Origin of the sequence: Streptosporangium sp. NBC_01469 (assembly GCF_036227305.1) — a bacterium.
In the GTDB taxonomy this organism is placed as follows: domain Bacteria; phylum Actinomycetota; class Actinomycetes; order Streptosporangiales; family Streptosporangiaceae; genus Streptosporangium.
Map to the genome: position 1 here is coordinate 8467691 of NZ_CP109465.1, position 24263 is coordinate 8491953.

The window sequence follows — 24263 nt, forward strand, 5'->3', positions numbered from 1 at the left end:
GTGGCAGCGCGGGTCAGGAGCGCAGGTAGGCCAGGACCGCGAGGACGCGGCGGTGCTGGTCGCCGTCCTCGGCGTACAGGCCGAGTTTGGCGAAGATGCTGCGGATGTGCTTCTCCACGGCCCCGTCGCTGACCACCAGCTGGCGGCCGATGGCCGGGTTGGACCTGCCCTCGGCCATCAGGCCGAGCACCTCGCGCTCTCGCGGGGTGAGCTGGGCGAGGGGATCGTCGCGGCGGCGTCGCACCATCAGCTGTGCCACCACCTGGGGGTCGAAGATCGTACCCCCGGCCGCGACCGTGCGCAGGCCCCCCATGAAGTCGTCCACGTCCACGACACGGTCCTTGAGCAGGTATCCCACCGCGCCCCTGGCGTCGGCGAGCAGGTCGTCGGCATAGGACACCTCCACGTACTGGGACAGGATCAGCACCGGCGTGCCCGGAACCCTCCGGCGCGCCTCCACCGCCGCCCGCAGCCCCTCGTCGGTGAAGCCGGGCGGCATCCGCACGTCCACCACCGAGACGTCGGGCCGGTGCTCGGCGACGGCCGCCACCAGCCGGTCGCCGTCCCCCACCGCCGCGACCACCTGGCAGCCGAACTCCTCCAGGAGCCTGATCAGGCCTTCCCTGATGAGCACCGCGTCGTCGGCCACAACTACCCGCACGGAACCTCCGCCACTATGACCGTCGGCCCTCCGACGGGTGAATCGACCGCCAGCTCGCCGTCCACCGCCTTCAGGCGGTCGCCGAGACCCGACAGGCCATGCCCCTTGGCGACATGGGCGCCGCCGACCCCATCATCCCCGATCGTCAGCATAAGAAAGTCCCCCGTCCTGCTCAGCGTCACGGTACAGATCGTGGCCTGGCTGTGCTTGGCGACGTTGGTGAGGGATTCGGCGACGACGAAGTAGACGGTGTTCTCCACGGCGGCGGGGAAGCGCCCCACGACCTGGACGTCCAGCTCGACGGGGATGGTGCAGCGGCCGGCGAGCGCGGCGAGCGCCGGGGCCAGGCCGCGATCGCTGAGGATCGGCGGGGCGATGCCGCGCGAGAGGGCGCGCAGCTCGTCCAGGGTCTCGCGGGTGGAGGTGATCGCCTCGCCGAGCATCTGCTCGACGGCCCCCGGGTCTCGCTTGAGCTGGCGCTGGGCCCGCGACAGGTCCATGGCCAGGGAGACCAGGCGCTGCTGCGGCCCGTCGTGGATGTCGCGCTCCAGCCGGCGCAGCGCGTTGGCCTCGGCCGACACCGCGGCGGCCCGGCCCTCGGCCAGGTCGTCGATGCGGTCGTGCAGCTCGGCCACCCCGGTCAGCATCGCCCTGCCGAGCCCGGCCTGGACGAGCGCGGCGCCCCGCACGATCACCGGGAGGGTGAGGGCGAAGAGCACGCCGACGGTGGTGTTGATGATCACCTCGGCCCACAGGCCGTTGCCCAGGCCGAGGAGCCTGCCGAGTCCCCCGTCGTTGCCGGGGATGGCGTAGACGATCCACCCGTAGAGCGGGTAGGTGAGGCCGGTGATCGTCCCGGCCCACCAGACCACCGCCAGCACGAAGGTGACGATGGAGATCGGGAAGGCCACGATGCCGTAGAGCAGGTCGAGCCACGACTGGCCGTTGGTGAACGGGTTGATCATCCTGCGAAACCATCCGGCGTTCTCCGGAGCGGGCCGGTATCTCGGCCGGGCGACGGGGCGGCCGAGCACCTCGGGCAGCCAGCGGCGCTCGATGTCCGCGAAGCCCCGGGCGACCAGGAGGGTCGTCGCGAGGATGGGCAGCCCCACGAACGCGACTGCCGAGCCGACCCCCGCGGCGAAACCGGCCACCATCAGGGCGAACCAGATGATGGAGAGCGGAAAGCCCACGACCAGGTAGCGGGTGTCGGTGCCGATGCGGCTGAGGAGGGTTCTCATGCCGCCAACGCTACGAGGACCGGACCCGTTGATCGACCCTGCGTGCCCGCATACCGGGGTGGGGCCAGCACTACCCCGGCCGGTGGGGGGATCGGGCGAGAAGACTGCTGCACGCGTCACTGTGCCGCCGGGCTCCCGGAGGGAGGCTTCTCACATCACCACACCTGAGATCTTCGCTCTCCCTCCCTGAGAATCGAGACCCCCTTGACCACCGTGATCACCTCCCGCCCGGCAGTGCGTCCGGCAGCGACTCCGAGACCTCGTACGGCAGCGCCCGCCGGGCGCGACCTGTTCATCGACGTGCTTCGCGTGTTCGGCATGGCCCTGGTGGTGCTCCAGCACTGGAGCATGCCGCTGCTCTCCTTCGCCGACGGCCGGATCTCCACCGGCAACGCGCTGGCCACCGGGAACGGGTGGATGATCACGTGGATCAGCCAGGTGATGCCGCTGGTGTTCTTCGCGGGGGGCGCGGCCAACGCGATCAGCCGGCGGAGCGCGGCGCGGCGCGGCGACACGACCCCCGCCTGGCTCGTGGGGCGCCTGCGCCGCCTGGCCTGGCCGGTGATCCCGCTGGCCGCCGTCTGGCTACCCCTCCCCCACCTGCTCCTCGCGCTCGGCGTGCCGGAGCAGCCGGTCATGACCGCCTCGCGGCTGGCCGGACAGCTGCTCTGGTTCCTGGCGATCTATCTTGTCGCGGTGGCGGTGACCACGCCGATGCTCAGGCTCAACATGCTGTACGGCTGGCGGGTGCCGGCCGTGCTGGCGGCGGGGGCCGTGGCGGTGGACGTCCTGCGCTTCACCAGCGGCCTGGACATCGCCGGTTTCCCCAACATCGTGCTGGTCTGGCTGGCGGTGCACCAGCTCGGCTTCCTGTACGCCGACGGCCGGCTGGGCCGTCCCCTGGTCCTGGCCCTGGCCGGGTACGGCCTGGGCGCGGCGCTGACGGCCTTCGGCCCCTACCCGCTCAGCATGATCGGGATGCCGGGGGCCGTCTCCAACATGGCGCCGCCCACGGTCGCGCTGCTCTCGGTCGGGGTGGGCCAGATCGGGCTGGCGCTGGCGCTGCGCCGGTGGATCGTCTCCCTCGCGGGGTGGCCGGGCGTCTCGCGGGCGCTGGGCTGGGCCGGCGGCCGGATGATGACCCTCTACCTGTGGCACATGAGCGCGCTGTTCGTCATCGTCTCGGTGGTCGTGGTGGGCCTGGGCATCTCCACCCCCGAGCCGGGCACCTCGGCCTGGCTGTCCGGCTGGCCGCACTGGCTGCTCATGCTCGCTCTCGCGATGTGGCCGCTGCTGCGGGGGTTCGCCCGGTTCGAGACGCCTCCCGCGACCGGGCCGTACACCGGCGGGACGGCCAGGGCGCTCACGGCCTGCGCGCTGGTGGGGCTGGGCCTGCTCACGCTCACGGTGGCCGGCTTCGTCCCGGGGACGGCGCCCCTGCTCGGGGCGGGCGCGATCGTGGCGGGCCTGGCGCTCACCGGCTCCTCCCGCCGTACCTCGCCCGTCTCGCGTGCGGGCGAGCCCGCCGGACGGCTCCGCGTCCCGTCCCCCCTGTAAAATATATGGACAGTGTGTTCATAAACGTGTATATGTACATGGTGTACACAAGTTTGCGGAGGGAGATCGATCATGAGCACCGCACCGGCTCGCGTCGCCATCGTCACCGGAGGTTCCCGAGGCATCGGCCGCCAGGTCGTGGAGCGGCTCGCCGCCGACGGTCACGCCGTCGTGGTCAACTACGCGACCGACGACGCCGAGGGCCAGGCCGCGGCCAAGGAGGCCTCCTCGGCCGGAGGCAGGGGCCTCGCCGTACGAGCCGACGTCAGCGACCCCGCCGCGGTCTCCGCGCTCTTCGACACGGCCGAGGAGACCTTCGGCGGCGTCGACGTCGTCGTCCACGCCGCCGGGATCATGAGCCCGCCCGTCCCGGTCGCCGACCTCGACTTCGAGGCGCTGGACCGCGTCCTGCGCGTCAACGTACGCGGCACCTTCGCCGTCGCCCAGCAGGCCGCCAGGAGGCTGCGCCGGGGTGGCGCCCTGATCACCTTCTCCACCTCGGTCATCGGGCTCGCCCTTCCCGGCTACGGCGCCTACGTGGCCTCCAAGGGCGCCGTCGAGGGCCTCACCCTCATCCTCGCCCGCGAGCTGCGCGGCAGGGACGTCACCGTCAACACCGTCGCCCCCGGGCCCACCGCCACCGCGCTCTTCCTGGACGGCAAGGACGAGGAGACCGTCGCCAGGATGGCCGCCCAGCCACCGCTGGAGCGGCTGGGCCAGCCCTCGGACATCGCCGAGGCCGTGGCGTTCCTGGCCGGCCCCGCCCGCTGGGTCAACGGACAGGTACTTCGCGTCAACGGCGGAATCATCTAATTTGATCATCATTTATGCCGAAAAAAGCAGCCATAACTACACAAAGTCACGCACTTTACCTGGAATGTAAGGTGATCCACAGCCGCCGCCGGTCCGACCACCTCAAGTTCTTCGGCAGTATTGAACCGTGAGCCTCGTAGACCGCCTGCCAGAAGAGATCGACGCCGACCCCGATGCCATCTTCGACGCCTTCGTCGAGTGGAACTCCGAGCGGGGGCTGACCCTCTACCCGGCGCAGGAGGAGGCTCTTATCGAGGTGGTGTCGGGAAACAACCTGATCCTGGCCACCCCGACCGGCTCGGGCAAGAGCCTGGTCGCCGCCGGAGCCCATTTCACCGCGCTGACCAGGGACGTGCGCACCTTCTACACCGCGCCGATCAAGGCGCTGGTGTCGGAGAAGTTCTTCGACCTGTGCGCGGTGTTCGGCACCGAGAACGTCGGGATGATGACCGGCGACGCGAGCGTGAACCCCGGGGCGCCGATCATCTGCTGCACCGCGGAGATCCTCGCCAACGTCGCGCTGCGCGACGGGGCCAAGGCCGACATCGGCCAGGTGGTGATGGACGAGTTCCACTTCTACTCCGAGCCCGACCGCGGCTGGGCCTGGCAGGTGCCGCTCCTGGAGCTGCCGAACGTCCAGTTCATCCTGATGTCGGCGACCCTGGGGGACGTCACCAGGTTCGAGGAGGACCTGACCCGGCGCACCGGCAGGTCCACCGCGGTGGTGAAGAACGCCGAGCGCCCGGTCCCGCTGGTCTACTCCTACCGGCTCACCCCCCTCCACGAGACGCTGGAGGAGATGCTCACCACCAACCAGTACCCCGTCTACGTCGTCCACTTCACCCAGGCCTCGGCCATGGAGCGGGCGCAGGCGCTGATGAGCATCAACATGTCGACCAAGGCCGAGAAGGAGGCGATCGCCTCCATGATCGGCCACTTCCGGTTCACCACCCGGTTCGGCAAGGCGCTCTCCCGGCTGGTGCGACACGGCATCGGCGTGCACCACGCCGGGATGCTCCCGAAGTACCGCCGCCTGGTGGAACGCCTCGCCCAGGCGGGCCTGCTGAAGGTCATCTGCGGCACCGACACGCTCGGCGTCGGCGTCAACGTCCCGATCAGGACCGTGCTGTTCACCGCGCTGTCGAAGTACGACGGCAACAAGGTGCGGCGGCTGCGCGCCCGCGAGTTCCACCAGATCGCCGGGCGGGCCGGACGGGCCGGATTCGACACCATCGGCTACGTCGTCTGCCAGGCCCCCGACCACGTCGTGGAGAACGAGAAGGCCCTGGCCAAGATCGGCGACGATCCCAAGAGGCGGCGCGGGTTCGCCCGCAAGAAGCCGCCGGAGGGCTTCGTCGGCTGGAGCGAGGAGACCTTCGAGAAGCTGCAGACCGCCGAGCCCGAGCCGCTGAACTCCCGGTTCAAGGTGAGCAACGCCATGCTTCTGGCGGTGATCAACCGTCCCGGCGACTGCTACGCGGCCATGCGCCACCTGCTCACCGACAACCACGAGGACCGCAAGTGGCAGCGGCGGCACATCACCCAGGCCATCGCGATCTACCGGTCGCTGCTGGCCGGAGGCGTGGTGGAGAAGCTGAGCGAGCCCGACGACCACGGCCGGATGGCCCGCCTCACCATCAACCTGCAAGAGGACTTCGCGCTGAACCAGGCGCTGTCCACCTTCGCGCTGGCCACCCTCGAACTGCTCGACATGGAGTCGCCGAACTACGCCCTGGACATGGTCTCGATCATCGAGTCCATCCTCGACGACCCCCGCCAGATCCTGTCGGCGCAGCTCAACAAGGCGCGCGGCGAGGCGGTGGCGCTGATGAAGGCCGACGGCATCGAGTACGAGGAGCGGATGGAGCTCCTGGCCGACGTCACCTACCCGATGCCGCTGGCCGACATGCTGCTGGGCGCGTACGAGACCTACCGGCGCGGTCACCCCTGGGTGGGCGACTACACGGTCAGCCCCAAGAGCGTCGTCCGTGACATGTACGAGCGGGCGATGACCTTCGCCGACTACGTGCAGTTCTACGAGCTGACCCGCTCCGAGGGCACCGTGCTGCGCTATCTCGCCGACGCCTACCGCACCCTGTCGCGGACCATCCCCGAGCACCTCAAGACCGAGGACCTGGTCGACCTCATCGAGTGGCTCGGCGAGCTGGTCCGCCAGGTCGACTCCAGCCTCCTGGACGAGTGGGAGCAGTTGCAGAACCCGACCGGGGAGCTGGAGGCGCCCTCGCTGGAGGAGAGCACCAAGCCGGTCACCGCCAACACCCGCGCGTTCCGGGTGCTGGTCCGCAACGCGATGTTCCGCCTGATCGAGCTGGCCTCCCTGGAGAACGAGCAGGAGCTGGAGCAGCTCGCCCCCGACGTCGACTGGGGCGCCGCGCTCGACGCCTACTACGACGACCACGAGGAGATCGGCACCGGCCCGGACGCCCGCGGCCCCGGCCTGCTCCGCATCGAGGAGGAGAAGGAGTTCTGGCGCGTCCGCCAGGTCGTCTCCGACCCCGCGGGCGACGGCGACTGGGGCATCGACGCCCAGGTGGATCTGGCCGCCTCCGACGAGGAGGGCCGCGCGGTGGTCCACGTCATCGGCCTGAACCGCCTCTGACATCCCCTGGCGCCTTCGGCGGGAGAGGCGGCCGGTTCACGGCCCGAACCGGCTCCGGCCACCCGGCTCCCCCGCCCTCCCCGCCACACCCGGCGCCGGAGACGACGGCCAAGGGCTCGTCCCGGCTGTCCGCGGGCGCAGAAATATCAGGCGGGACCGGCAAGAATGGCGGGATGAGCGACGACGCGATCAGGCAGGTGCTGGGTCTGCTGTACCAGGAGGACACATTGAAGGTGCTGGCCGCCCTGGTGCTGGGCGGCAAACCGGAGGAGGAGCCAGGCCTCGACGGGGAGGCGGTCAGGCGCGCGCTGGACCGCCTGGAACGCGGCGGGCTGGCCGTACGGGGAGAGGGCGGCGAGTGGGAGGCGCGGCGCGAGCGTTTCCGTGAGCTGCTGCACGCCACGGCCAGGCCCGCCACCCCGGCCTCCCCCGAGGAGAGGGTTCTGCAGTCCTTCCTCGTCGAGGGACGGCTGCGGGCGATCCCCACCAAGCGCGACAAGCAACTCGTCGTGCTCGACTACGTGGTCCAGGTCTTCGAGCCGGGGGTCCGCTACCCGGAGAAGGAGGTCAACGTCGCGCTGCGCGCCTTCCACGACGACTACGCGGCGCTGCGCCGCTATCTGGTCGAGGAGGGCATGCTCAGCCGGGCGAGCAACGTCTACTGGCGCAGCGGCGGCTCCGTCGAGGCCTGAAGGCGGGTGGCCAGCGTCCGGAGGTGGTCGATCAGCTCGGGCGGCTCCCGTACGGTGAAGTCCAGGCCGAGCTGTCGACGTGGTCGCCGGGATCGACGCCCCGGTCGCGGCGACGATGGTCCCGGCGATCGTGAACCGGCTGCGGCACCTGGTCACCATCGGCCTGGGGTATCTCAGCCTGGACCGGCCGACGCCCACCCTCTCCGGCGGGGAGTCACAGCGGATCAAGATGGTCAGGCACCTGGGCAGCAGCCTGACCGACATGACGTACATCTTCGACGAGCCGACCATCGGGCTGCATCCGCGCGACGTGACGCGCATGAACGAGTTGCTGCGCGAGCTGCAGGACAAGGGCAACACCGTGCTCGTCGTCGAGCACGACCGCGACGTCATCGAGATCGCCGACTGGATCGTCGACCTCGGCCCCGACGGCGGCGACCGGGGCGGCGCCGTGATCTTCGAGGGCACGCCGTCGCACCTCCTCGACGAGCGGGACTCCTTCACCGCCGAACACCTCCGCCGCGACCTGGCCCGCCCCTGAGGCCTGTCCGACGATTCAACGGTGCGGTCCACGATGTCGCCACCGGTCGGACGGCGACGCCCCGCCGTACGGCTTCAGGGGGTGCCGCACGTCGCGGGGCAGAACTTCACCTCCGGGGAGCGCGACGACGGCCCCTCCAGCAGGGGCTGCGGCCGCGACTTCAGGTGCCGGTCGAGGAAGGCCGCCACGTACGTGCGGGTGAGCTCGGCGGAGCGCGCCGCGGACAGGGCGCCGGGGGCGGGCCTGATGCCGAGGGCGCCCGACAGCAGCGGCAGGTCGGTGAAGGACTGGTGGTCAGTGCCCGACAGCACGAGCCAGCGCTTCCACCCGGTCAGCCGTTTCCAATCGCGGTCCCAGGAGGTGTCGCGGCCCCCGGGGACGTGCTGCGGCGCACCGATGAACATGAACGGCCGGGAGAACCCGCTCTTGGGAATCCGGGCGTAGGTGGTGCCGTCCATGTCGATCCCGGCGCGCACGCGGGAGTCCTTCAGCATGGCCGCCATGGCGGCGGCCCCGCCGATCGACTGGCCTGCCATCGCGATTCGGGAGCGGTCGATCAGGCCGGAACCGTCCCACTCCGACGGCAGCCGATCGAGCACGAAGGAGACGTCGGCCGCCCGGCCCTGGACCACTCTCGGGCCGAATCCCGGGTCGGTGTCGCTGTCGCAGGCGAGGCACTCGGCGACCCGCCCGTCGGGGAAGGTGGTGGCGTAGCTCTCGTGGGTGTGGTCGATCCCGGCCACGACGTACCCTCGGCTGGCCAGATCCTCGGCCAGGGACGTGAGGGTGCTCACCGGCTTGGTGAAGCCAGGAGAGAGCACCACGAGCGGGAGCCCGCGCCCTGCCGGGTCGGCGTCTTTGACGGCGTTCGTGCGTGTCTTGCTCAGTGTGTCGTACGGTGCGCCGGTGACCCTGGAGCCCTTCAGGAGGAGTTCCGATTCCTTCGGCGTCATGTACGGCGCGCGCTCCCCGTCGCGCCGCTTGGCCGGATACCACAGGGTGACCTTGAGCTCCCTGGTGTCGACGTCGAGGTCCCAGGGATCGGGGCGGGAGGTGTCCGTCAGATACAGGGTGGTGGTGCCGACCGGCCGGGGGCCGGTGGGGGCGGGCAGGGTGGCGGGGCCGGTCGGTGTGGCCGACGGGGCGGCGGCCCGGGGCGGCGTGGGCGCGGAGCAGGCGGACGCGGCCAGGACGACCAATCCCGCGGCCACCGCCAGGAGCTGTCTCATGGAGAGGTCCATTCACATGTGCAGCAAGGTCAGGGCCTTGGCCAGCGCGGGGTCGCGCCCGGCGGCCGCGTCCTTGGGGGTCAGGGGTACGTAGTGGTCGGGCGGCACGCCGATCTTGTCGATCACCTCGCGGTTGGGCCCCAGGTGGTGTCTGTCGGGGAAGCTCAGGAGGGTGTTGTCGGCGAGCAGGTACGGCTGCGCCGGGCCGGAGACGACGCCGGCGGTCCTGGTGCCGACCAGCCGGCCGATGCGCAGGTCCTTGACCGCGGAGCTGAAGTGCTCGCACGCCGAGGCGCAGCCGCGGTCGACGAGCACCACCAGCGGCAGGCCGAGCAACTCGACGGTGTCGTCGGTCCGCGACGCTTCGCACCTGGCGTCCACGGTGCACTGGTAGGCGGTGACCTTGCCGTGGACGAACGCGCTCACCAGCCGGGTCGCCTCCACAGGGCTGCCGCCGCCGTTGCCGCGCAGGTCCAGCACGACACCGGACAGGGTCCGGCCGGTGCGCAGCCTGGAGACGGCCTTGAGCACCCGGTTCGCGGAGTCGGGAGCGAAGGCGGTCATCCGTACGTAGGCGATGTCGTCTTCCAGCAGCTCCGATCTCACCACCTGCAGGGTGGCCAGGTCCCGCTGGTAGAGGCCGGGCTTGAGCGTGACGCTCCAGCGGCGGCCGGTGGCCTGCCGCAGCAGCCGCAGCCGCACCGGCCGCGCGTCGGGGTACTGCGGGTAGAGGGCGGCGATCGCGGGGGTGGCCTTGCCGTCGATGAAGGGCGCCGATTCGTTGACCGCTTCGATGATGTCGCCCGGGCGCAGGCGGGCGGCCTGGGCGGCGCCGCCCTGCACCGTGGTGACGAACAGCGGGGGGAGGGCGACGCCGAGGTTGGCGTCCGCCTGCGGGCCGTTGACGTTCGCGGCTATGCCCAGGCCGTAGCCGTCGCCGTCGTAGTGATCGGGGTGGCGCTTGACGTCGTGCGCCCAACGGGCGTGGTTGTCGCCGAGGGCGGCCACGACGGCCTCCAGGGTGACGACGGCCAACCGGTCGCGCAGGTCGGGGACCTGGTCGGTGATCTTCCGGAAGACGGTCTCGAAGGCGGCCCAGTCGGCTTTGCGGTCGCCGGTCAGCGCGGGCATGGTCGCCTCGGGCACGTCGCGCCCGTCGCGGTTGAGCTCCTGGGTCAGGGCGATGAACCCGGCCATCAGCAGTGAGCTGGCGTCCAGGGTGGCGCCGCTGTAGTAGGTGCCCAGAATGCAGAAGTACGCCTGCTCGATGACCTCGATCGTGGTGGCCGTCTCCACTGCCGGGGGGCCTTGGGGGCGCGCGCAGACCGTCGCGCCCGCCGTGCTCGCCTGGATGCGCGGCGGCGCCGGCGCGGTGCAGGCCGTCGCCAGCAGGAGGGCGAGCCCGGCGGCCGCGGTCCTGACGGCGGTCATGACAGGCGCCTTCGGACCCACCAGAAGCAGAACCACGTGAGGCCGGCGGTGAGCAGGGCGTAGATCCCGGTCTCGATCCACTGGAAGGGCCAGAAGCGCTCAAGGGGCTGGTAGGTCGCCTGCTGCCGGTAGCCGAGCCGGTTGATCTCGGCCACGCACGTGTCCATGCCCTGTCCCGCTCCCGCTCCCGCCCCCGGCGGTGCGCAGGGTCCCGACGTGGTGGAGAGCTTGACGGCGGCTTCCGTGCCGCTCGGGCGCCCGGACGGATCGACGAACTCGCTGGACAGGACCCAGGCGCCGGCGTGGCCGGGGACGGCCGACTCCAGCATGATGTGCACGAGCTGGGTTTCGTCCCGGTTCACGCCGATGCCGTCCACGTTCGTCTTGCCGAGTTCGAAGGCCGACGTGACCGGGGGCATCAGGTGGGGCCGGACCAGCAGTGGCATGGCGATCTGGATCACGGTGAAGAGCGCCAGGGTGAGGGCCATGGCGGCCAGCGTGCGGCGGGCGAGCATGCCCACGGTCACCCCGAGGACGAAAGCGAAGGCCGCGTACCCCATCGGGGCGATGCCGCGCGCACCGAACACCAGAGGAGCCATCAGGGCCAGCTCCGGAACGGCCGACTTGTCCAGGGGATCGGACCACCAGGTCACCGCGAGGCCGCACACGCCGGCGGCGGCCATGGCGACCAGGCCGGTGAGCGTGAGCTTGACCGCCAGCCAGCGGCCGCGGGTGATGCTCTGGTTCCACACCAGAAGATGCGTGTTCGCCTCCAGCTCGCGGGTGATCATCGGTGCTCCCCAGAAGAGCCCGACCAGCGCCGGCAGGAGCAGCGCGACGAGGCTGACGGCCGTGAAGGGCAGCTGGTACTTGTCGAAGAAGCGGTCGTAGAAGCGGTCGCAGGTACTGTCCTGCGTACAGGCGGCGATCCCGGTGGAGTATTGGGAGGCCAGGTCCGGCCCGGTCAGGGCCAGGACGGCGATGAGTGCGACGAGCAGGGCGGCCATCATCGCGGCCGAGCCGCGGAACTGACGCCAGGTCAACCAGATCATCGCTGCACCTCCAGGGCGGCTCGCCGGTTCTCGGCGGTGCGCTTCTCCATGTAGGCCAGGACGAGGTCCTCCAGACCGAGCTGGGTGACCGTCCAGGCGGGGTCGAGGATCGGGGCGTCGGTACGGACCACGTACGTGCTCTGCCGGTCGGTGTGGCGCACGGAGACCACGTGCTGGTCGGCGGGAAGCCGGTCGGGGTCGCGGCGCGGGCCGGTGAGCCGGTGATGGGTGGCCAGCAGCCTGTCGACCTCTCCGGCGACCTGGACACGGGAGTCGACCAGCACGATCAGGAAGTCGCAGGTCCGTTCCAGGTCGGAGACCAGGTGGGAGGAGAGCACGACGCTGAACTCGTGCTCGACGGTGGCCTCCATCAGCCCCTGCAGGAACTCGCGGCGGGCCAGCGGGTCCAGCGAGGCCACCGGCTCGTCCAGGATCAGCAGCTCGGGCCGCTTGGCCAGGCCCAGGGTGAGGGCGAGCTGGGCACGCTCGCCGCCCGAGAGCTTGCCCGCCCGTTGGGTGGGGACGAGGCCGAGCCGTGCGATGCGCTCCCGTGCCATCGCGGCGTCCCAGCGGGGGTTGAGCCGGGCACCCAGCCGCAGGTGATCCGCGATGGTCAGCCCCGTGTAGACGGGGGTGTCCTGAGCGACGAAGCCGACCTTGGCCAGTTGTGCGCGACCGCTGACGGGACGGCCGCCCAGCACGGTGATGCCGCCCGCCGTCGGTTCGAGCTGGCCGCTGGCCAGCTTCAGCAGCGTGGTCTTGCCGGCTCCGTTGGGGCCCACCAGTCCGACGACGTGGCCTGCCGGGATGTCGACGGTGCACTCGCGCAGCGCCCAGCGCTTGCCGTACCGCTTGCCCAGTCCCTGGGCTTCTAAGACAGCGGTCACGCTATTTCCTCCTGAGCGGTGGTCCGAAAGGTGGTCGTGAAGAGGGCCTCGATGCTCTCGTCGTCGAGGCCGGCCCGGCGGGCCTTGGCCAGCCAACGCTGTAGCTCCAGCCGCAGCGGGCCGTGCGCGGCCAGCGAGGTGTTGGTGAGGGTCGCCGTCACGAACGTCCCCACCCCCGGCCTGGCGGCGACCAGGCCCTCGTGCTCGAGCTCCCGGTAGGCCTTGAGGACGGTGTTGGGGTTGATCGCCAATTGCGCCACGGCCTCCTTGACGGTCGGCAGCTGGTCGCCCTCGCGCAGGAGGCCGAGTCGTAGCGCATGCCGTACCTGCTGGACCAGCTGCATGTACGGCGAGACGCCGGACTTCGCGTCCAGATGGAACTCGATCACCGGTTCCTCCATTTATCTACTGTCCTAGTACTTTAGATTATTACATGTATGGAACTTGTTAAGAAAGCACTCGGGGGCAGCTCACCCCGGTCGGCGACCGCCTCACCACCTGGATCGAGTACTGTCTCGATCCAGCGGTCCGCGGAGTCCGCTCGCCGGAGGTCGTCGGCGAGATCGCCCGGCACCCGGAGCGGTTTTCCGCCCGGATCACCGACCGGCTCGGCACGACCGCTCGCGGGCGGTCACCGTCCGTGAGATGACCGCCTGGCGCGACCACCTGGCCACCGCCGGAAGGTGAGCGAAAGACAGCACCGCGACCCCCTCTGATGGGGGTGAATCGAGAGTGTTTTGCCTGGTCAGGCAGACTCGATTCGGTAAGCCGCCGCCAGGTGAGCGCTGACTGCCTCTGGGCCGTCGAGCCCCAGGGTCAGACCGTGCCCCTGGCTGGTGACCGGGAGGGTTGATCTCTGATGAGATGTCGGACCTGCGGATTGTGTCTTCGGCGCACATGCGGTCCGCCCCGGGGGGCGCAACCTGGTCGAAGGGTGTTTCTGCAAGCTCAAACAGCGGCGGGTCGCGACCACCCGTTTCAACAGGCTTGTCGGCCGTTGTCGCGCAGGCGCCGTCATCGCGTCCTTGATGCTCTGGCTCCGCCAGGCCGAATTGTCAGACGGGTTCTGGCGCGTCCGGCCATGGCGACGTCCGAGGCGGGCGTCATCCGAACCGGAACCTCGCGGAACCCTCCCCGCGACGTGCGGCGCCCGCGGCGTGTCCCCTCAGCGTCTCCTCAGCTCCCCCGGCGCCCCAGTGCCCATCAAGGGACGCAGGTGACGCGGACGCGAGACCAGGAGGTGTTGGCGTACCCCTTGGGATTCCACACGTGCCGGGGCGATTCCGGCTGGGTGGCCCCGCCACTGTCCCAGGCGCGGGCGACGATCACGGTCTCGCCCTTCCCCAGGTCGGCGGTGGCGTGCCAGTGCCGCCAGGCCCAGGGGCCCACCTGCTCGCCGAGGTCCGCCTGGATCCAGCTGTCGCCCCCGTCGAGGGAGACGTCGACGCGGGCGACGGTACGTCCGTCTCCGGCGTAGGCGTAGCCGGTGATCCGGGTGAGGCCGGGCCGAAGGCGGGCGCCGTCGCCGGGGCTCAGGATGGCGGTGTTGAGGACGACGGGTCCCAGGGAGATGCCGTCACCGGGCCCCGCCTTGGCGGGGTCGGCCTCGGGAGGCAGGAGGCGGTAGGCCGTGGCCTGGAAGTAGTTGTCCGACGGTTCCCTCCGCGCGGTGACGCGCTGGAGCCATTTGACGCTGCGGGCGCCGATCCAGCCGGGGACCACGACGCGGAGCGGGGCGCCGTGGGCCCGGGGCAGCGGCCGGTCGTTCATGGCCCAGGCCAGCAGCACCTGCCCGCCGACGGCCTTGGCCACGGGCACGGAGCCGCCGTAGGGCTGGGCCGGATCGGCGAGCTCGGAGACGTCCGGAGCGGCGAAGGCGATGTGCGCGGCCTCGGGGAGCAGTCCGGCGCGGGCGAGGACGTCGGCCAGGCCGACGCCGCTCCAACGGGCGGTGGAGGTGGCGCCGGGCCCCCAGGGATCCTCACCGGGAATGTCGCGCACCTCGATCAGACCGGCACGGCGGTTGCCCGCGCACTGCAGGGTCGCCACCAGGGTCCGCTCGGGGAACCCGGAACGCAGGTCCTCCAGGGACAGCGTCAGCGGGCGCTCGACCAGGCCGTCCACGGTCAGGCGCCAGGACCCCGGATCCAGGTCGGGGATGGGGCCGTGGTTGCGGCTGTAGAAGGTGTCGAGCGGGGTGAGGATGTGATCGGCCAGGGCGCACGGCGGAGCCTCGGCGTTGTACGGCTCGGTCCCGTGGACCACCATGTCATCTCTTTTTCCCCATATACCCACGTAGTCCGGGGTACCCGGGAACGGCGGCACGACACGGCCCCGGCCGAGACGGGAGGCAAGCTTGGGCATCCCTGGCACCGCGCCGGGTACGGGCCTGCCTGCGGGAACACGCCCGTCCCGGGTGGGCCGCGGGAGCCGGGTCAGGGCCGCTGACAAGCGGAATCCGCGCGGCGGAGGACGGAGCCTCCGGCAAGGCATGCGGACCCGAAGATCGAAAACACCTGAAAGAGTGAGCATCCATTGGTTATGATCATGAACCATGTCAATTTTCCGAACCGGAACGAGTCGGCGCGCCGCGGTCGCGCTGGTCACCGCCTCGGCGCTGCTGGGCGCCGCGGCGCCGCCCGCGCAGGCCGCCCGGACCGCCCACACCACCGACAGCGGCGAGTTGGCCGGCTTCCTGCGGGACGCCATGACCGAGCTGCGCTTCGAGGAGGTCCTCGACCTGGCCCCGCCGGGATCCCCGCAGGCCCGAGCGCTCGCCAACGTGACCGAGAAGGACGCGAGAACACCCACCGACTACGCCCGGCTGTTCGCGAACGCCGCCGACCCCGCGCCGATCGTCCAGCAGCCGCAGCTCGACGTGACGGTCCTGGAGCTGGACCAGCGGGGCCGGCCGGTGTCGTCGGGCACGGTGCTGATGAGCCCGCAGTATCCGCAGGGGATCGTCGTACCGGTGGACCGGAACTTCCGCACGACCCAGGTGCGATGGCGGCAGTGGGACGACGCCGGGTGGTACGCCAACCAGGGCCGGGGAACCATCGACGTGGTACCGGGCCGGGAGAACGCGCCCATCGACTTCATGCTCCCCTACCCGGCCTCCGTCCTGAAGCTGATCGTCAACTTCGGGGTGCTGCGGCTGGTGGACAAGGGTGAGATCAAGCTTGAGGACACCTACGACTACCAGCCCACGGCGATCAGCTCGCTGTGCGGCGGCCCGAGCAGCAACACCGTAGGCGCCTACATGGACGCCTCGATCACCTCCTCCTCCAACGCCGCGTCCTGCGCGCTGGTGAAGCTGCTGCACGACCGCGGCGCGGTGGACGAGCTCAACAAGACCTTCCAGGACCTGGGCCTGGAGACCATCCAGCTGAAGAACACCAACCCGGCCAACGGCGGCCGCTGGTCCAACCCGGTCACGATGAGCTCGCTGGACACGGCCAAGCTGCTCGCGCTGGTCAACGGCGTACGGGGCATCGCGTGGACCGCCCCCGGCGGCAGGCCGGTCACCGGTGAGGTGCTGAGCCCCGCCTCCCGCCAGCTGTTCAGCAGGCTGCTCGGCGAGCAGGGCTTCAACGACATGCTCTCCACCACGAACCGATGCGGCGACGCGTACCCTGCTCCGGGCATCCCGCAGCGGGTGGCGTCGCGCTGGGTGGCCGCCGACGGCTCGGTGACGGTCGCGGGCAACAACTTCGGCCGGGACGTACGGCCCTGCAACGCCCAGGCGCAGGTCACGTTCGCGCACAAGACCGGCTGGGTCGGCAACTCCGGGGCCGACGCGGGCATCGTCAAGTCCCTGCCGGGCAAGGACGGGCGCCACTACGTCGTCGTCGCGTTCACCAACCTCGGCACCCAGTACGTCGACGCCAACCGGCCGGCCACCCAGCCCGGCGTCTTCCCGGTCACCTACACCGAGAAGCTGGCCCGGCTGGGTCTGGCGATCGACCAGTACCAGGCGGCCTCCCACGGCCACCGCGCCAAGGGCTGAGCACCCCCACGCACCCCCACCGGTCCCGGGGCCGACCTCCTCGTTCAGGTCGGCCCCGGGACCGTGGGGCCCCGCTCAGCCGTAGTACTTCCGCGCGCCGTCGTGCAGGGGCACCGGATCGGTCTTCGGCGCGTTGTCGCGGGTGATGTCCCTGGCCGCGGGGTGGACCTTCTCCAGGTCCGCCTTGCGGTCGAAGAGCAGCTTCGTCAGGCTTCCGGCCAGGGCGGGGTCCATCTTCTCGTTCACGACGAGCAGGTTGGGCACTGAGATCGTGGACACGTCGGCCGGGGTCTCGTAGACGTCCTTGGCGATCGTGCCCGCGGCGTACACCTGGCCGTGCTCGGCCCGCATCGCGGGCAGCACCCCGTCCAGCGGGACGAAGGCGACCTGGTCCTTGAGTGAGGTCAGCAGGTCGGTGAGGCCCGGCGTGGGCAGCCCGCCCGACCAGACCAGCGCGTCGAGGTCGCCGTCCTTGACGGCCTGCACGCTCTCGGGCAGGCCCAGCGACTGGCGGGTGACGTCCTTGTCCGGGTCGAGCCCGGCGGCCCTCAGCAGGCGCAGCGCGATCACCTCGGTGCCGGAGTTGGGCGAGCCGGTGGAGACCCGCTTACCCTTGAGGTCGGCGACGGACCTCACGCCGGAGCCGGTGGTCGCGACCACCTGGGTGTAGTTGTCGTACAGGCGGGCGACGGCGCGGATCGGCTGGGGCGCGGTGAAGGCGCCCTTGCCCGCGACGGCGTCGGCGGCGGAGTCGGCGAGGGTGAAGGCGAGGTCGGAGTCGCCCCTGACGACCCGCTGGATGTTCTCCACCGAGGCGCCGGTCGCCTCGGCCGTGGCCTGGTATCCGGGGAGGTTCTTGCCGATCTGGTCGGCCAGGCCCCCGCCGAGGACGTAGTAGACGCCGGTGGTGTTGCCGGTGGCGATCGAGAGCCGCTTGCCCGCGGCGCCGCTCTGGCCCGCGCCCTGTCCGGCCTGTTCGGCCGACCGGTCGCCGCCGCACCCGGCGAGGAACAAGGCTCCGGCCGCCAGCAGGACGGCCACGCGTTTGACGGTCAATGCACTGCCTCTCTTTTGCGCATCACCAGATGGAGGGAGACGGCCACGATCAGGAGACCCGCCCCGGCGAGGGCGGGCAGCGGCGACAGGAACAGCAGCAGCACCGCGGCCACCGCGCACAGCACCCGCTCGACGGGCCCGGCCGGGCCGAGCAGCCGCCCGCCGGTGGCGGCGGCCAGCGCGGCGACCGCGAGCGCCGAGACCCCGGTGGCCGCCAGGATCTCCCCGATCGAGCCCTGGGCCAGCAGCCCGGCCCCCCCGGGGGTCAGCACGAAGGCGAACGGCACCAGGAACGCGGGCAGCGTGTACTTCCAGGCCGCCATCATGGTCCGGTAGGCGTTGCCCCCGGTGATGGCCGACGCCGCGAAGGCCGACAACGCCGTGGGCGGGCTGACCTCCGACAGCACGGCGTAGTAGAAGATGAACATGTACGCCTCGGCCTGGCTGACGCCGAGATCCGTCAGCGCGGGCCCGATGATGACCGCCGCGATGACGAACGACGCGGTCACCGGCACGGCGAGGCCGAGCACGAGCACCGCGACCGCGCACAGCAGCGCGGTGACGGCCAGGATCCCGCCCGAGGCGCCGACGATCAGCGAGCTCGCCTTGAGTCCGAGACCGGTGAGCGTGACGACGGCGACGATCAGCCCGGCGGCGGCGCAGGTCGCCGCGACCGGCAGCACCCCGGTCGTCCCCGCCGCCAGGGCCCTCGCCGCCCTGCGCGGGGTGAGGGCGTGCTCCCTGTCGAGGAAGGAGAGCGCGACGGCGAGCAGCGTGGCGTACACCACGGCGCGGAACGGCGACTGGCCCAGCGCCATCAGGACGACGATCACGAAGAGCGAGCTGAAGTGGTAGCCGAACCGCCTGACCAGCGGCCAGAACCTCGGCGCGTCCACCTCGACGGCCCGCGTCCCGTACTTGCGGGCGTCGATCTCGATGGCCAGGAAGATGCCCAGGTAGTACAGGACCGTGGGGATGGTGGCGTACAGCAGCACCGTGAGGTAACTCACCCGCATGTACTCGGCGATGATGAACGCCGCCGCGCCGAGCGTGGGAGGCGACAGGATCGCCCCGATGCCCGCCGCCGCGAGCACTCCCCCGCCCTGCTCCGGCGGGTATCCCGCCCTGCGCAGGATCGGCCAGGCGACACTGCCCACGCTCACCGTCGTCGCGACGCCCGAGCCGCTCACCGTGCCGAGCAGGAACCCGGCGAGGGTGACCGTACGGCCCGGCGCGGAGCGCGAGCGGCGGAACGCGGCCAGGGAGACGTCCACGAAGAACCTGCCCGCTCCGGAGTGGTCGAGGACCGCGCCGTAGACGGTGAACAGGATGATGTAGGTGGCCGCCACGTCGAGCGGCACCCCGTACACACCGTCGGTGCCCATCACGAACGAGACGACGATCCGGTCGAGGTCGTAGCCGCGGTGCCCGACGACCCAGTCGAAGGGCAGGTAGCCTCCGTAGTAGGCGTAGAGGGCGAACGCGACGCAGACCGCGGGCAGTATCCATCCGACGGTGCGGCGGCAGGCCTCCAGGACGAGCAGCACGATGACCGTCCCGGCCACCACGTCGAGGGTCGTCGGCTCGAAGGCGCGCCGGATGAAGTCGTCGAAGACCACCAGCGGGTAGAGGCAGGCCACGAGCGCGAGCAGGGCCGCCGCCCAGTCCACGACACCCGGCCGGTCGGTGCCCCGCCGCCCCGGTTTGTAGCAGACGAAGGTGAGCGGCAGCACGACCGCGAGGAAGAGCATCCGGTACGGGAGCACGGCGCCCGGCCGGAAGGCCCGGTACAGGACGTAGAGCGACAGCCCGAGGGCGACCAGCGTGACGGCCCCGGCCACCCAGCCCGACAGCCGCCGGGCGGGCCGTTCCGCGTCGAACTCCGCGATCAACTCGTCCGCCGACGCGGTGTCCGTTGTCGTACCGTCCGCTGATCCCGCCGATGTGGTACCTGTCAAACCGCCGTCTCCACGTGTGAGCCGCGAGCCTTGACCGCACAGTACATAGATCGCTGACGCCCGTCCGTCAGGGCGCGGTCACATTCGCGTCACACCTGCCGTGCGGGACGCACCGGCCCGCACGGAACGCACGAAGAGCGCGGAATGTCCGAAAAGAAGGACCGAAAGCTGGAGTGACCGGAAAGGAATCGCCGGGGCGAGAAGACCCGAGACCGCCCCGGGGCTGTCCCGGGAACCCCGCCGCCGTCAAGCCGCTGTCCGCCGTCAAGCCGCTGTCCGCCGTCAAGCCGCTGTCCGCCGTCAGCCGCCGTCGGTGCCGTCGGTGCCGTCAGCCGCCGTCAGCCGCCCGAGGTGTCGGTCTCGGCGTCGGCGCTGGGAACCGCGAGGTCGTAGGGGTCGTCCAGCCATCCGGCGGGCAGGTGAACGCGGTCGCGCGGGTTCGTCTTGCCCCGGGGGGTGTCCACGCCGTCGGGCCACGGCTGGGCGGCGTCGAGCTCGGCGAGGCCCTCCCGCAGGCCGGAAAGGCTCTCCGAGGTGGCCAGGCGGCGGCGGAGCTCGGCGCCGACGGTGAAGCCCTTGAGGTACCAGCCGACGTGCTTGCGGAAGTCGACCACGGCGTGCCGCTCGCTCTCGAAGCACTCGGCCATCAGGGTCGCGTGCCGGTCCATGGTCGCGGCGACCTCGCCCAGCAGGGGCCGGCTCAGCTCGGCGCCGCCCTCGCACATGGCCGCCAGATCCGCGAACAGCCACGGGCGCCCCAGACAGCCCCGGCCCACGACGACGCCGTCGCACCCGGTCTCGTCCATCATGCGGCGCGCGTCGGCGGCGCTCCAGATGTCACCGTTGCCGAGCACCGGGATCTCCGTCACGCTCTCCTTGAGCCGCGCGATCGCCTCCCAGTCGGCGGTGCCACCGTAGTGCTGGATCGCGGTGCGGCCGTGCAGCGCGATCGCGGAGACGCCCTCCTCGACGGCGATCCGCCCGGCGTCCAGGTAGGTCAGGTGGTCGTCGTCGATGCCCTTGCGCATCTTCACGGTCACCGGCAGCGTCCCGGCGTTGCCCACGGCCTCGCGCAGGATCGCCCGGAACAGGTTCCGCTTGTACGGCAGCGCGGAGCCACCGCCCTTGCGGGTCACCTTGGGCACCGGGCAGCCGAAGTTGAGGTCGACGTGGTCTGCCAGGTCCTCCTCGGCGATCATGCGGACGGCCCTGCCGACGGTCACCGGGTCGATCCCGTACAGCTGGATGCTGCGGGGGCTCTCCTCGGGCTCGAACCGGATCATCTTGAAGGTCTTGGGATTGCGCTCCACCAGCGCCCGCGTCGTGATCATCTCGCAGACGAACAACCCGCCGCCCTGCTCCCGGCAGAGGGTCCGGAAGGGCGCGTTGGTGATCCCGGCCATCGGGGCGAGAACGACCGGCGGCCATACCTCCAGCGATCCCAGTTTCAACGACTCCACCTGGCTTTTCTACCGCACTGCGACGAGCAGGACGAATCATCGCTGGGTATGGTGTCTCTGGCGTAGATCAACGTGACACGGGAGGCCGCGGATGCTACTGCGACTGCGGATCGCACTGCCCGATCAGCCGGGCTCCCTGGGGAAGGTGACCCGTGTCCTCGGTGTCGCGGGCGCGGACATCACCCAGGTGGTCGTCCTCGACCGCGGCGAGGGCCGGGCGCTGGACGACATCACCGTCTACTGGCCGGACTCCGCCTCCAGGGAAAGCCTGATCGAGGGGCTGGAGAGCGTCCCGGGAGTGACGATCGAGGGCATCTGGGGCACACGCGAGGCGCCGGGAACCTACCCCGAGCTGGAGATCCTCAAGTACATCACCACCGCGGGCGACCGCGCCCTGGCCACCCTGCTCGACTCCATGCCCGTGCTGTTCAGCGCCGACTGGGCGGCGGCGGCGACCGAGAGGGCCCCCCGCACGGTCGTCCACTCCAGCTGGCGCGCCCCCGAGCAGGTGCCCTTCCCCGACGAGACCCCCGTCCGCCCGACGGCCTTCACCCTCGACTCCGGCCTGCACGTGATCGCCGCCCCGCTGCCCCCGCTGGCCCTGACCTTCCTGCTGGCCCGCACCGACGGCCCCGCCTTCCACCGCATCGAGGTGCACCGCCTCACCCGCATCCTGGAAATCTTCCTCACCCTGCCCGCCGTGGAGCGCGTCGTCACCCGTCAGCTGCGCCGCCCGGCCGAACATGACGGCTGAGCAAGCCGCCCGGCCGCACCGGACGGTTCAACAGGGCGGCCGAACGCCCGCCCGGCCGGACCCGCCGCACGGGTGCCCGCGGGCGGATTCACCCGACGGCCACGGGACCGGCGGCTGAACGCGCGGTTACGCAACCGCCGGGAAAACCCGCTAGAGTTCTCTCGTCGCCACCGGGTACGAAACCCGGGGGAAACACGCGGAAGTGGCTCAGTGGTAGAGCATCACCTTGCCAAGGTGAGGGTCGCGGGTTCGAATCCCGTCTTCCGCTCGAAGGGTCTTCGGGCTCTCACTCCGGTGGAGTGGCCGAGAGGCGAGGCAACGGCCTGCAAAGCCGTCTACACGGGTTCAAATCCCGTCTCCACCTCTGGTCCTTCCCCATGCGGACGATTAGCTCAGCGGGAGAGCACTTCCCTGACACGGAAGGGGTCACAGGTTCAATCCCTGTATCGTCCACCACCACCCGTCAACGGGTAGCTCGAACAGAATGGCCGTCAAAGCCCCAGCTCAGGGGCCTTGGCGGCCTTCTGGCTTTTCGGGTTGATGCCGGTTGTTCCGGGTTGTTGTCAGTACCGGTGCTGACGTTGTGCTGACCTCGTGATGGCCTCGCCCCCAAGAGCCCCCTTGGCTACTCAGCGGATTCAACTGGTCGTCGCAACATCTCGTTCAGTGAGGCGTTCGCCCAGGTCACCGTTCACAGAACTCCTCTCACAATCGGAACGTTCTGAAAGACGGTTCTGAGACGCTCAGGACCTGCGCGAACGCTCTACTTTGCCCCCGGTGAAGCCGACCCGAGCGGGAGGCCTAGCACGTTTGCAAAGGCAGGACGCGGGCTGCGCCCTCGACGTCGATCTCGCCGGCCACGGAGAGGGCCAGGTGGGCGAAGGCGGGGGCCAGCCCGGTCAGCGCTTCGAGGGGGTCGCCGCCCGTCTCGTACTCCTGGATCTGCAGGCTCTTGATCTTCAGGCTCTCCAGCCGGGGCAGGATGGGGGACCCGGCGAGTGCTTCCAGGGTACCGAGGTCGCCGGCGTCGAACTCCGCGCGACTCAGGTCGAGGTGCCGCAGGGCTGGGTAGCCGGCCGGGTCGAGCTCGTCGAGCTGCTCGACCGGGCACTCGGTGCCAAAGACGTCCGAGCGGATCTCCAGAGCCAGCGTGACGACGCTGGGCGCCCTGCGCGGGAAGACCGCGCCGTCGAGGTGCAACTCCAGCTGGCGCAGGCCGGCCGCGGCCGGGTCGGTGAGCAGCGCCTCGATCAGCGCGGCCTCCCACTGCTCCGGGTCGGTCGCATCCGCGCCGAGCCGCTCCACCAGCGCATGGCGGCCGGAGACCGTGTCCGGCGCCAGCCGGAACACGGCCTCGTCGAGCCGGTCTCCGGACCAGGTGAGCTGCCAGGAGCGGTCGGTGCGCAGTCCGTCGAAGTCGATCACCACGGCATCGTAGGCAACGGGTACGACACTTTCAGCCGTCCCGGCCCTTCCCGCCCACGGTCGTGAGCACTCCGCGGTCGCCGCTCTGGCAACGGCCGAGTTGCGCGACTCGGCGTTCGAGCCGGTGCAGACCGCACGCCAATGAGGCGCCCGATGTAGTTGAGGCCCTTCGGCGTGACGTACAACGTGTAGAACTCGCTCGATCACCCATCGCTGTGCGAGTAGTCGCTCTCCGGCGCCTTGAAGCGACCGGCCTGGAGGTGGCGGGCATGGACGTCCCGCACGGCGCGGGGAGGCTGGGCGACGCCGCGCTCCGGACGTGGCCCCGGCCCTGCTCCGGTGTGAACAGGATTCATCTCGCCAGGGGGAGCGCCGAGCCGTCCATCGGGCCGCCGGGACTGTAGACCACGCACATGACGTCGCGGTCGCCGTCGGCCCAGGTCTCCCGGGTCGGCAGGATCGGGTAGAAGTTCAGTCCCGAGGCCGATTCGCCGCTCCAGTGGCTGTCGAATCCGCGCCGGCAGCTCCGCCACGCGAACGCGTTCAGCGCGACCGGATCCCATTCGCCCTCGGGAGCGTGCACGAAGCCGTACGACTGGTTGGCCGCCTGCTCGTGGCAGGGCGTGTACAGCACGACGACCTCGGCCGCCTCCCCGGAGTAGGCCGGGTCGGTGAAGCACTCCCCCGCCTCGATGTGCAGGATCCCGCTCGTCCGCACGGTGACGAAGGTCTCGTCCTTGATCCTCGCCCCCGTCGCCCCCGTCGTGGTCGGCGGCGGGAACAGCGTCCCGAGCGCCACGAGGCCGAGAAGCAGGGTCCAGCGGCGGGCGGGCCGCCGGTCACCGGCCTGGCGGGGGACGGTCAACGGGACATCCTGTTC

The 24263-nt window shown here is 70.8% G+C and carries 20 protein-coding genes and 3 tRNA genes; 10 read left to right on the forward strand and 13 right to left on the reverse strand.

The window, feature by feature from the left end:
- Positions 1 to 13 precede the first annotated feature (13 nt).
- Complete coding sequence (locus OG587_RS36800; RefSeq protein WP_329083415.1) at positions 14 to 661, reverse strand: response regulator transcription factor; 648 nt, start codon at positions 659 to 661, stop codon at positions 14 to 16.
- Positions 652 to 1902, reverse strand: a complete 1251-nt coding sequence (locus OG587_RS36805) for a sensor histidine kinase (protein WP_329083416.1) — start codon at positions 1900 to 1902, stop codon at positions 652 to 654. The genes OG587_RS36800 and OG587_RS36805 overlap by 10 nt, the downstream gene beginning before the upstream one ends.
- A 300-nt stretch (positions 1903 to 2202) precedes the next feature.
- Between OG587_RS36805 and OG587_RS36810 the strand changes: the two genes are divergently transcribed.
- The 5 genes from OG587_RS36810 to OG587_RS36830 all read left to right on the forward strand — a co-directional run bounded on the left by OG587_RS36810 (position 2203) and on the right by OG587_RS36830 (position 8125).
- The gene (locus OG587_RS36810) at positions 2203 to 3459 is read left to right on the forward strand and encodes an acyltransferase family protein (protein WP_329083417.1); all 1257 of its coding nucleotides are present in this window, start codon (positions 2203 to 2205) and stop codon (positions 3457 to 3459) included.
- 72 nt (positions 3460 to 3531) lie between these two features.
- Positions 3532 to 4272 (forward strand): SDR family oxidoreductase, encoded by a 741-nt coding sequence (locus tag OG587_RS36815; RefSeq protein WP_329083418.1) that lies wholly within the window; start codon positions 3532 to 3534, stop codon positions 4270 to 4272.
- Between the two features lie 127 nt (positions 4273 to 4399).
- Positions 4400 to 6892, forward strand: a complete 2493-nt coding sequence (locus OG587_RS36820; RefSeq protein WP_329083419.1) for a DEAD/DEAH box helicase — start codon at positions 4400 to 4402, stop codon at positions 6890 to 6892.
- Positions 6893 to 7065: 173 nt separating this feature from the next.
- Positions 7066 to 7584 carry a DUF2087 domain-containing protein gene (locus tag OG587_RS36825; protein ID WP_329083420.1) on the forward strand — a complete coding sequence of 173 codons (519 nt, stop codon included), beginning with the start codon at positions 7066 to 7068 and terminating at the stop codon, positions 7582 to 7584.
- Positions 7585 to 7663: 79 nt separating this feature from the next.
- The gene (locus tag OG587_RS36830; RefSeq protein WP_443075314.1) at positions 7664 to 8125 is read left to right on the forward strand and encodes a hypothetical protein; all 462 of its coding nucleotides are present in this window, start codon (positions 7664 to 7666) and stop codon (positions 8123 to 8125) included.
- A gap of 74 nt (positions 8126 to 8199) precedes the next feature.
- On the opposite strand, the gene OG587_RS36835 is transcribed toward OG587_RS36830, so the two are convergent.
- From OG587_RS36835 to OG587_RS36860, 6 genes are all read right to left on the reverse strand, one after another.
- On the reverse strand, positions 8200 to 9354 hold the full coding sequence (locus OG587_RS36835) for an alpha/beta hydrolase family protein (protein ID WP_329083421.1): 1155 nt from the start codon (positions 9352 to 9354) through the stop codon (positions 8200 to 8202).
- Positions 9355 to 9366: 12 nt separating this feature from the next.
- A complete protein-coding gene (locus tag OG587_RS36840) occupies positions 9367 to 10785 on the reverse strand; it encodes a S41 family peptidase (protein WP_329083422.1) in 1419 nt (472 codons plus the stop codon).
- Positions 10782 to 11837, reverse strand: a complete 1056-nt coding sequence (locus OG587_RS36845; RefSeq protein ID WP_329083423.1) for an ABC transporter permease — start codon at positions 11835 to 11837, stop codon at positions 10782 to 10784. The genes OG587_RS36840 and OG587_RS36845 overlap by 4 nt, the downstream gene beginning before the upstream one ends.
- Positions 11834 to 12724: an ABC transporter ATP-binding protein gene (locus OG587_RS36850; protein ID WP_329083424.1), complete on the reverse strand. Its 891-nt coding sequence runs from the start codon at positions 12722 to 12724 to the stop codon at positions 11834 to 11836. The genes OG587_RS36845 and OG587_RS36850 overlap by 4 nt, the downstream gene beginning before the upstream one ends.
- Complete coding sequence (locus OG587_RS36855) at positions 12721 to 13113, reverse strand: GntR family transcriptional regulator (protein WP_329083425.1); 393 nt, start codon at positions 13111 to 13113, stop codon at positions 12721 to 12723. Before OG587_RS36855 ends, OG587_RS36850 begins: the two co-directional genes overlap by 4 nt.
- A gap of 814 nt (positions 13114 to 13927) precedes the next feature.
- The gene (locus OG587_RS36860) at positions 13928 to 14992 is read right to left on the reverse strand and encodes a sulfite oxidase (RefSeq protein ID WP_329083426.1); all 1065 of its coding nucleotides are present in this window, start codon (positions 14990 to 14992) and stop codon (positions 13928 to 13930) included.
- 286 nt (positions 14993 to 15278) lie between these two features.
- Between OG587_RS36860 and OG587_RS36865 the strand changes: the two genes are divergently transcribed.
- Positions 15279 to 16730, forward strand: coding sequence for a serine hydrolase (locus OG587_RS36865; protein WP_329083427.1), 1452 nt, complete (start codon positions 15279 to 15281; stop codon positions 16728 to 16730).
- 75 nt (positions 16731 to 16805) lie between these two features.
- Here the strand turns inward: OG587_RS36865 and OG587_RS36870 are convergent, their stop codons facing one another.
- The 3 genes from OG587_RS36870 to dusB all read right to left on the reverse strand — a co-directional run bounded on the left by OG587_RS36870 (position 16806) and on the right by dusB (position 21204).
- Positions 16806 to 17786: a TAXI family TRAP transporter solute-binding subunit gene (locus tag OG587_RS36870; protein ID WP_329083428.1), complete on the reverse strand. Its 981-nt coding sequence runs from the start codon at positions 17784 to 17786 to the stop codon at positions 16806 to 16808.
- Complete coding sequence (locus OG587_RS36875) at positions 17783 to 19744, reverse strand: TRAP transporter permease (protein ID WP_329083429.1); 1962 nt, start codon at positions 19742 to 19744, stop codon at positions 17783 to 17785. Before OG587_RS36875 ends, OG587_RS36870 begins: the two co-directional genes overlap by 4 nt.
- Before the next feature lie 338 nt (positions 19745 to 20082).
- Positions 20083 to 21204 (reverse strand): tRNA dihydrouridine synthase DusB, encoded by a 1122-nt coding sequence (dusB, locus tag OG587_RS36880; protein ID WP_329083430.1) that lies wholly within the window; start codon positions 21202 to 21204, stop codon positions 20083 to 20085.
- Between the two features lie 91 nt (positions 21205 to 21295).
- On the opposite strand from dusB, the gene OG587_RS36885 reads away from it, so the two are divergent.
- From OG587_RS36885 to OG587_RS36900, 4 genes are all read left to right on the forward strand, one after another.
- The gene (locus OG587_RS36885; protein WP_329083431.1) at positions 21296 to 21958 is read left to right on the forward strand and encodes an amino acid-binding protein; all 663 of its coding nucleotides are present in this window, start codon (positions 21296 to 21298) and stop codon (positions 21956 to 21958) included.
- 196 nt (positions 21959 to 22154) lie between these two features.
- Positions 22155 to 22226: transfer RNA gene (locus OG587_RS36890), tRNA-Gly, on the forward strand.
- A 25-nt stretch (positions 22227 to 22251) separates the two neighbouring features.
- Positions 22252 to 22322, forward strand: a tRNA-Cys gene (locus tag OG587_RS36895).
- Between the two features lie 17 nt (positions 22323 to 22339).
- Positions 22340 to 22414 (forward strand) — tRNA-Val (locus OG587_RS36900).
- A gap of 345 nt (positions 22415 to 22759) precedes the next feature.
- On the opposite strand, the gene OG587_RS36905 is transcribed toward OG587_RS36900, so the two are convergent.
- On the reverse strand, positions 22760 to 23383 hold the full coding sequence (locus OG587_RS36905) for a hypothetical protein (protein ID WP_329083432.1): 624 nt from the start codon (positions 23381 to 23383) through the stop codon (positions 22760 to 22762).
- Between the two features lie 352 nt (positions 23384 to 23735).
- Positions 23736 to 24248: a hypothetical protein gene (locus OG587_RS36910; RefSeq protein ID WP_329083433.1), complete on the reverse strand. Its 513-nt coding sequence runs from the start codon at positions 24246 to 24248 to the stop codon at positions 23736 to 23738.
- Positions 24249 to 24263 lie beyond the last annotated feature (15 nt).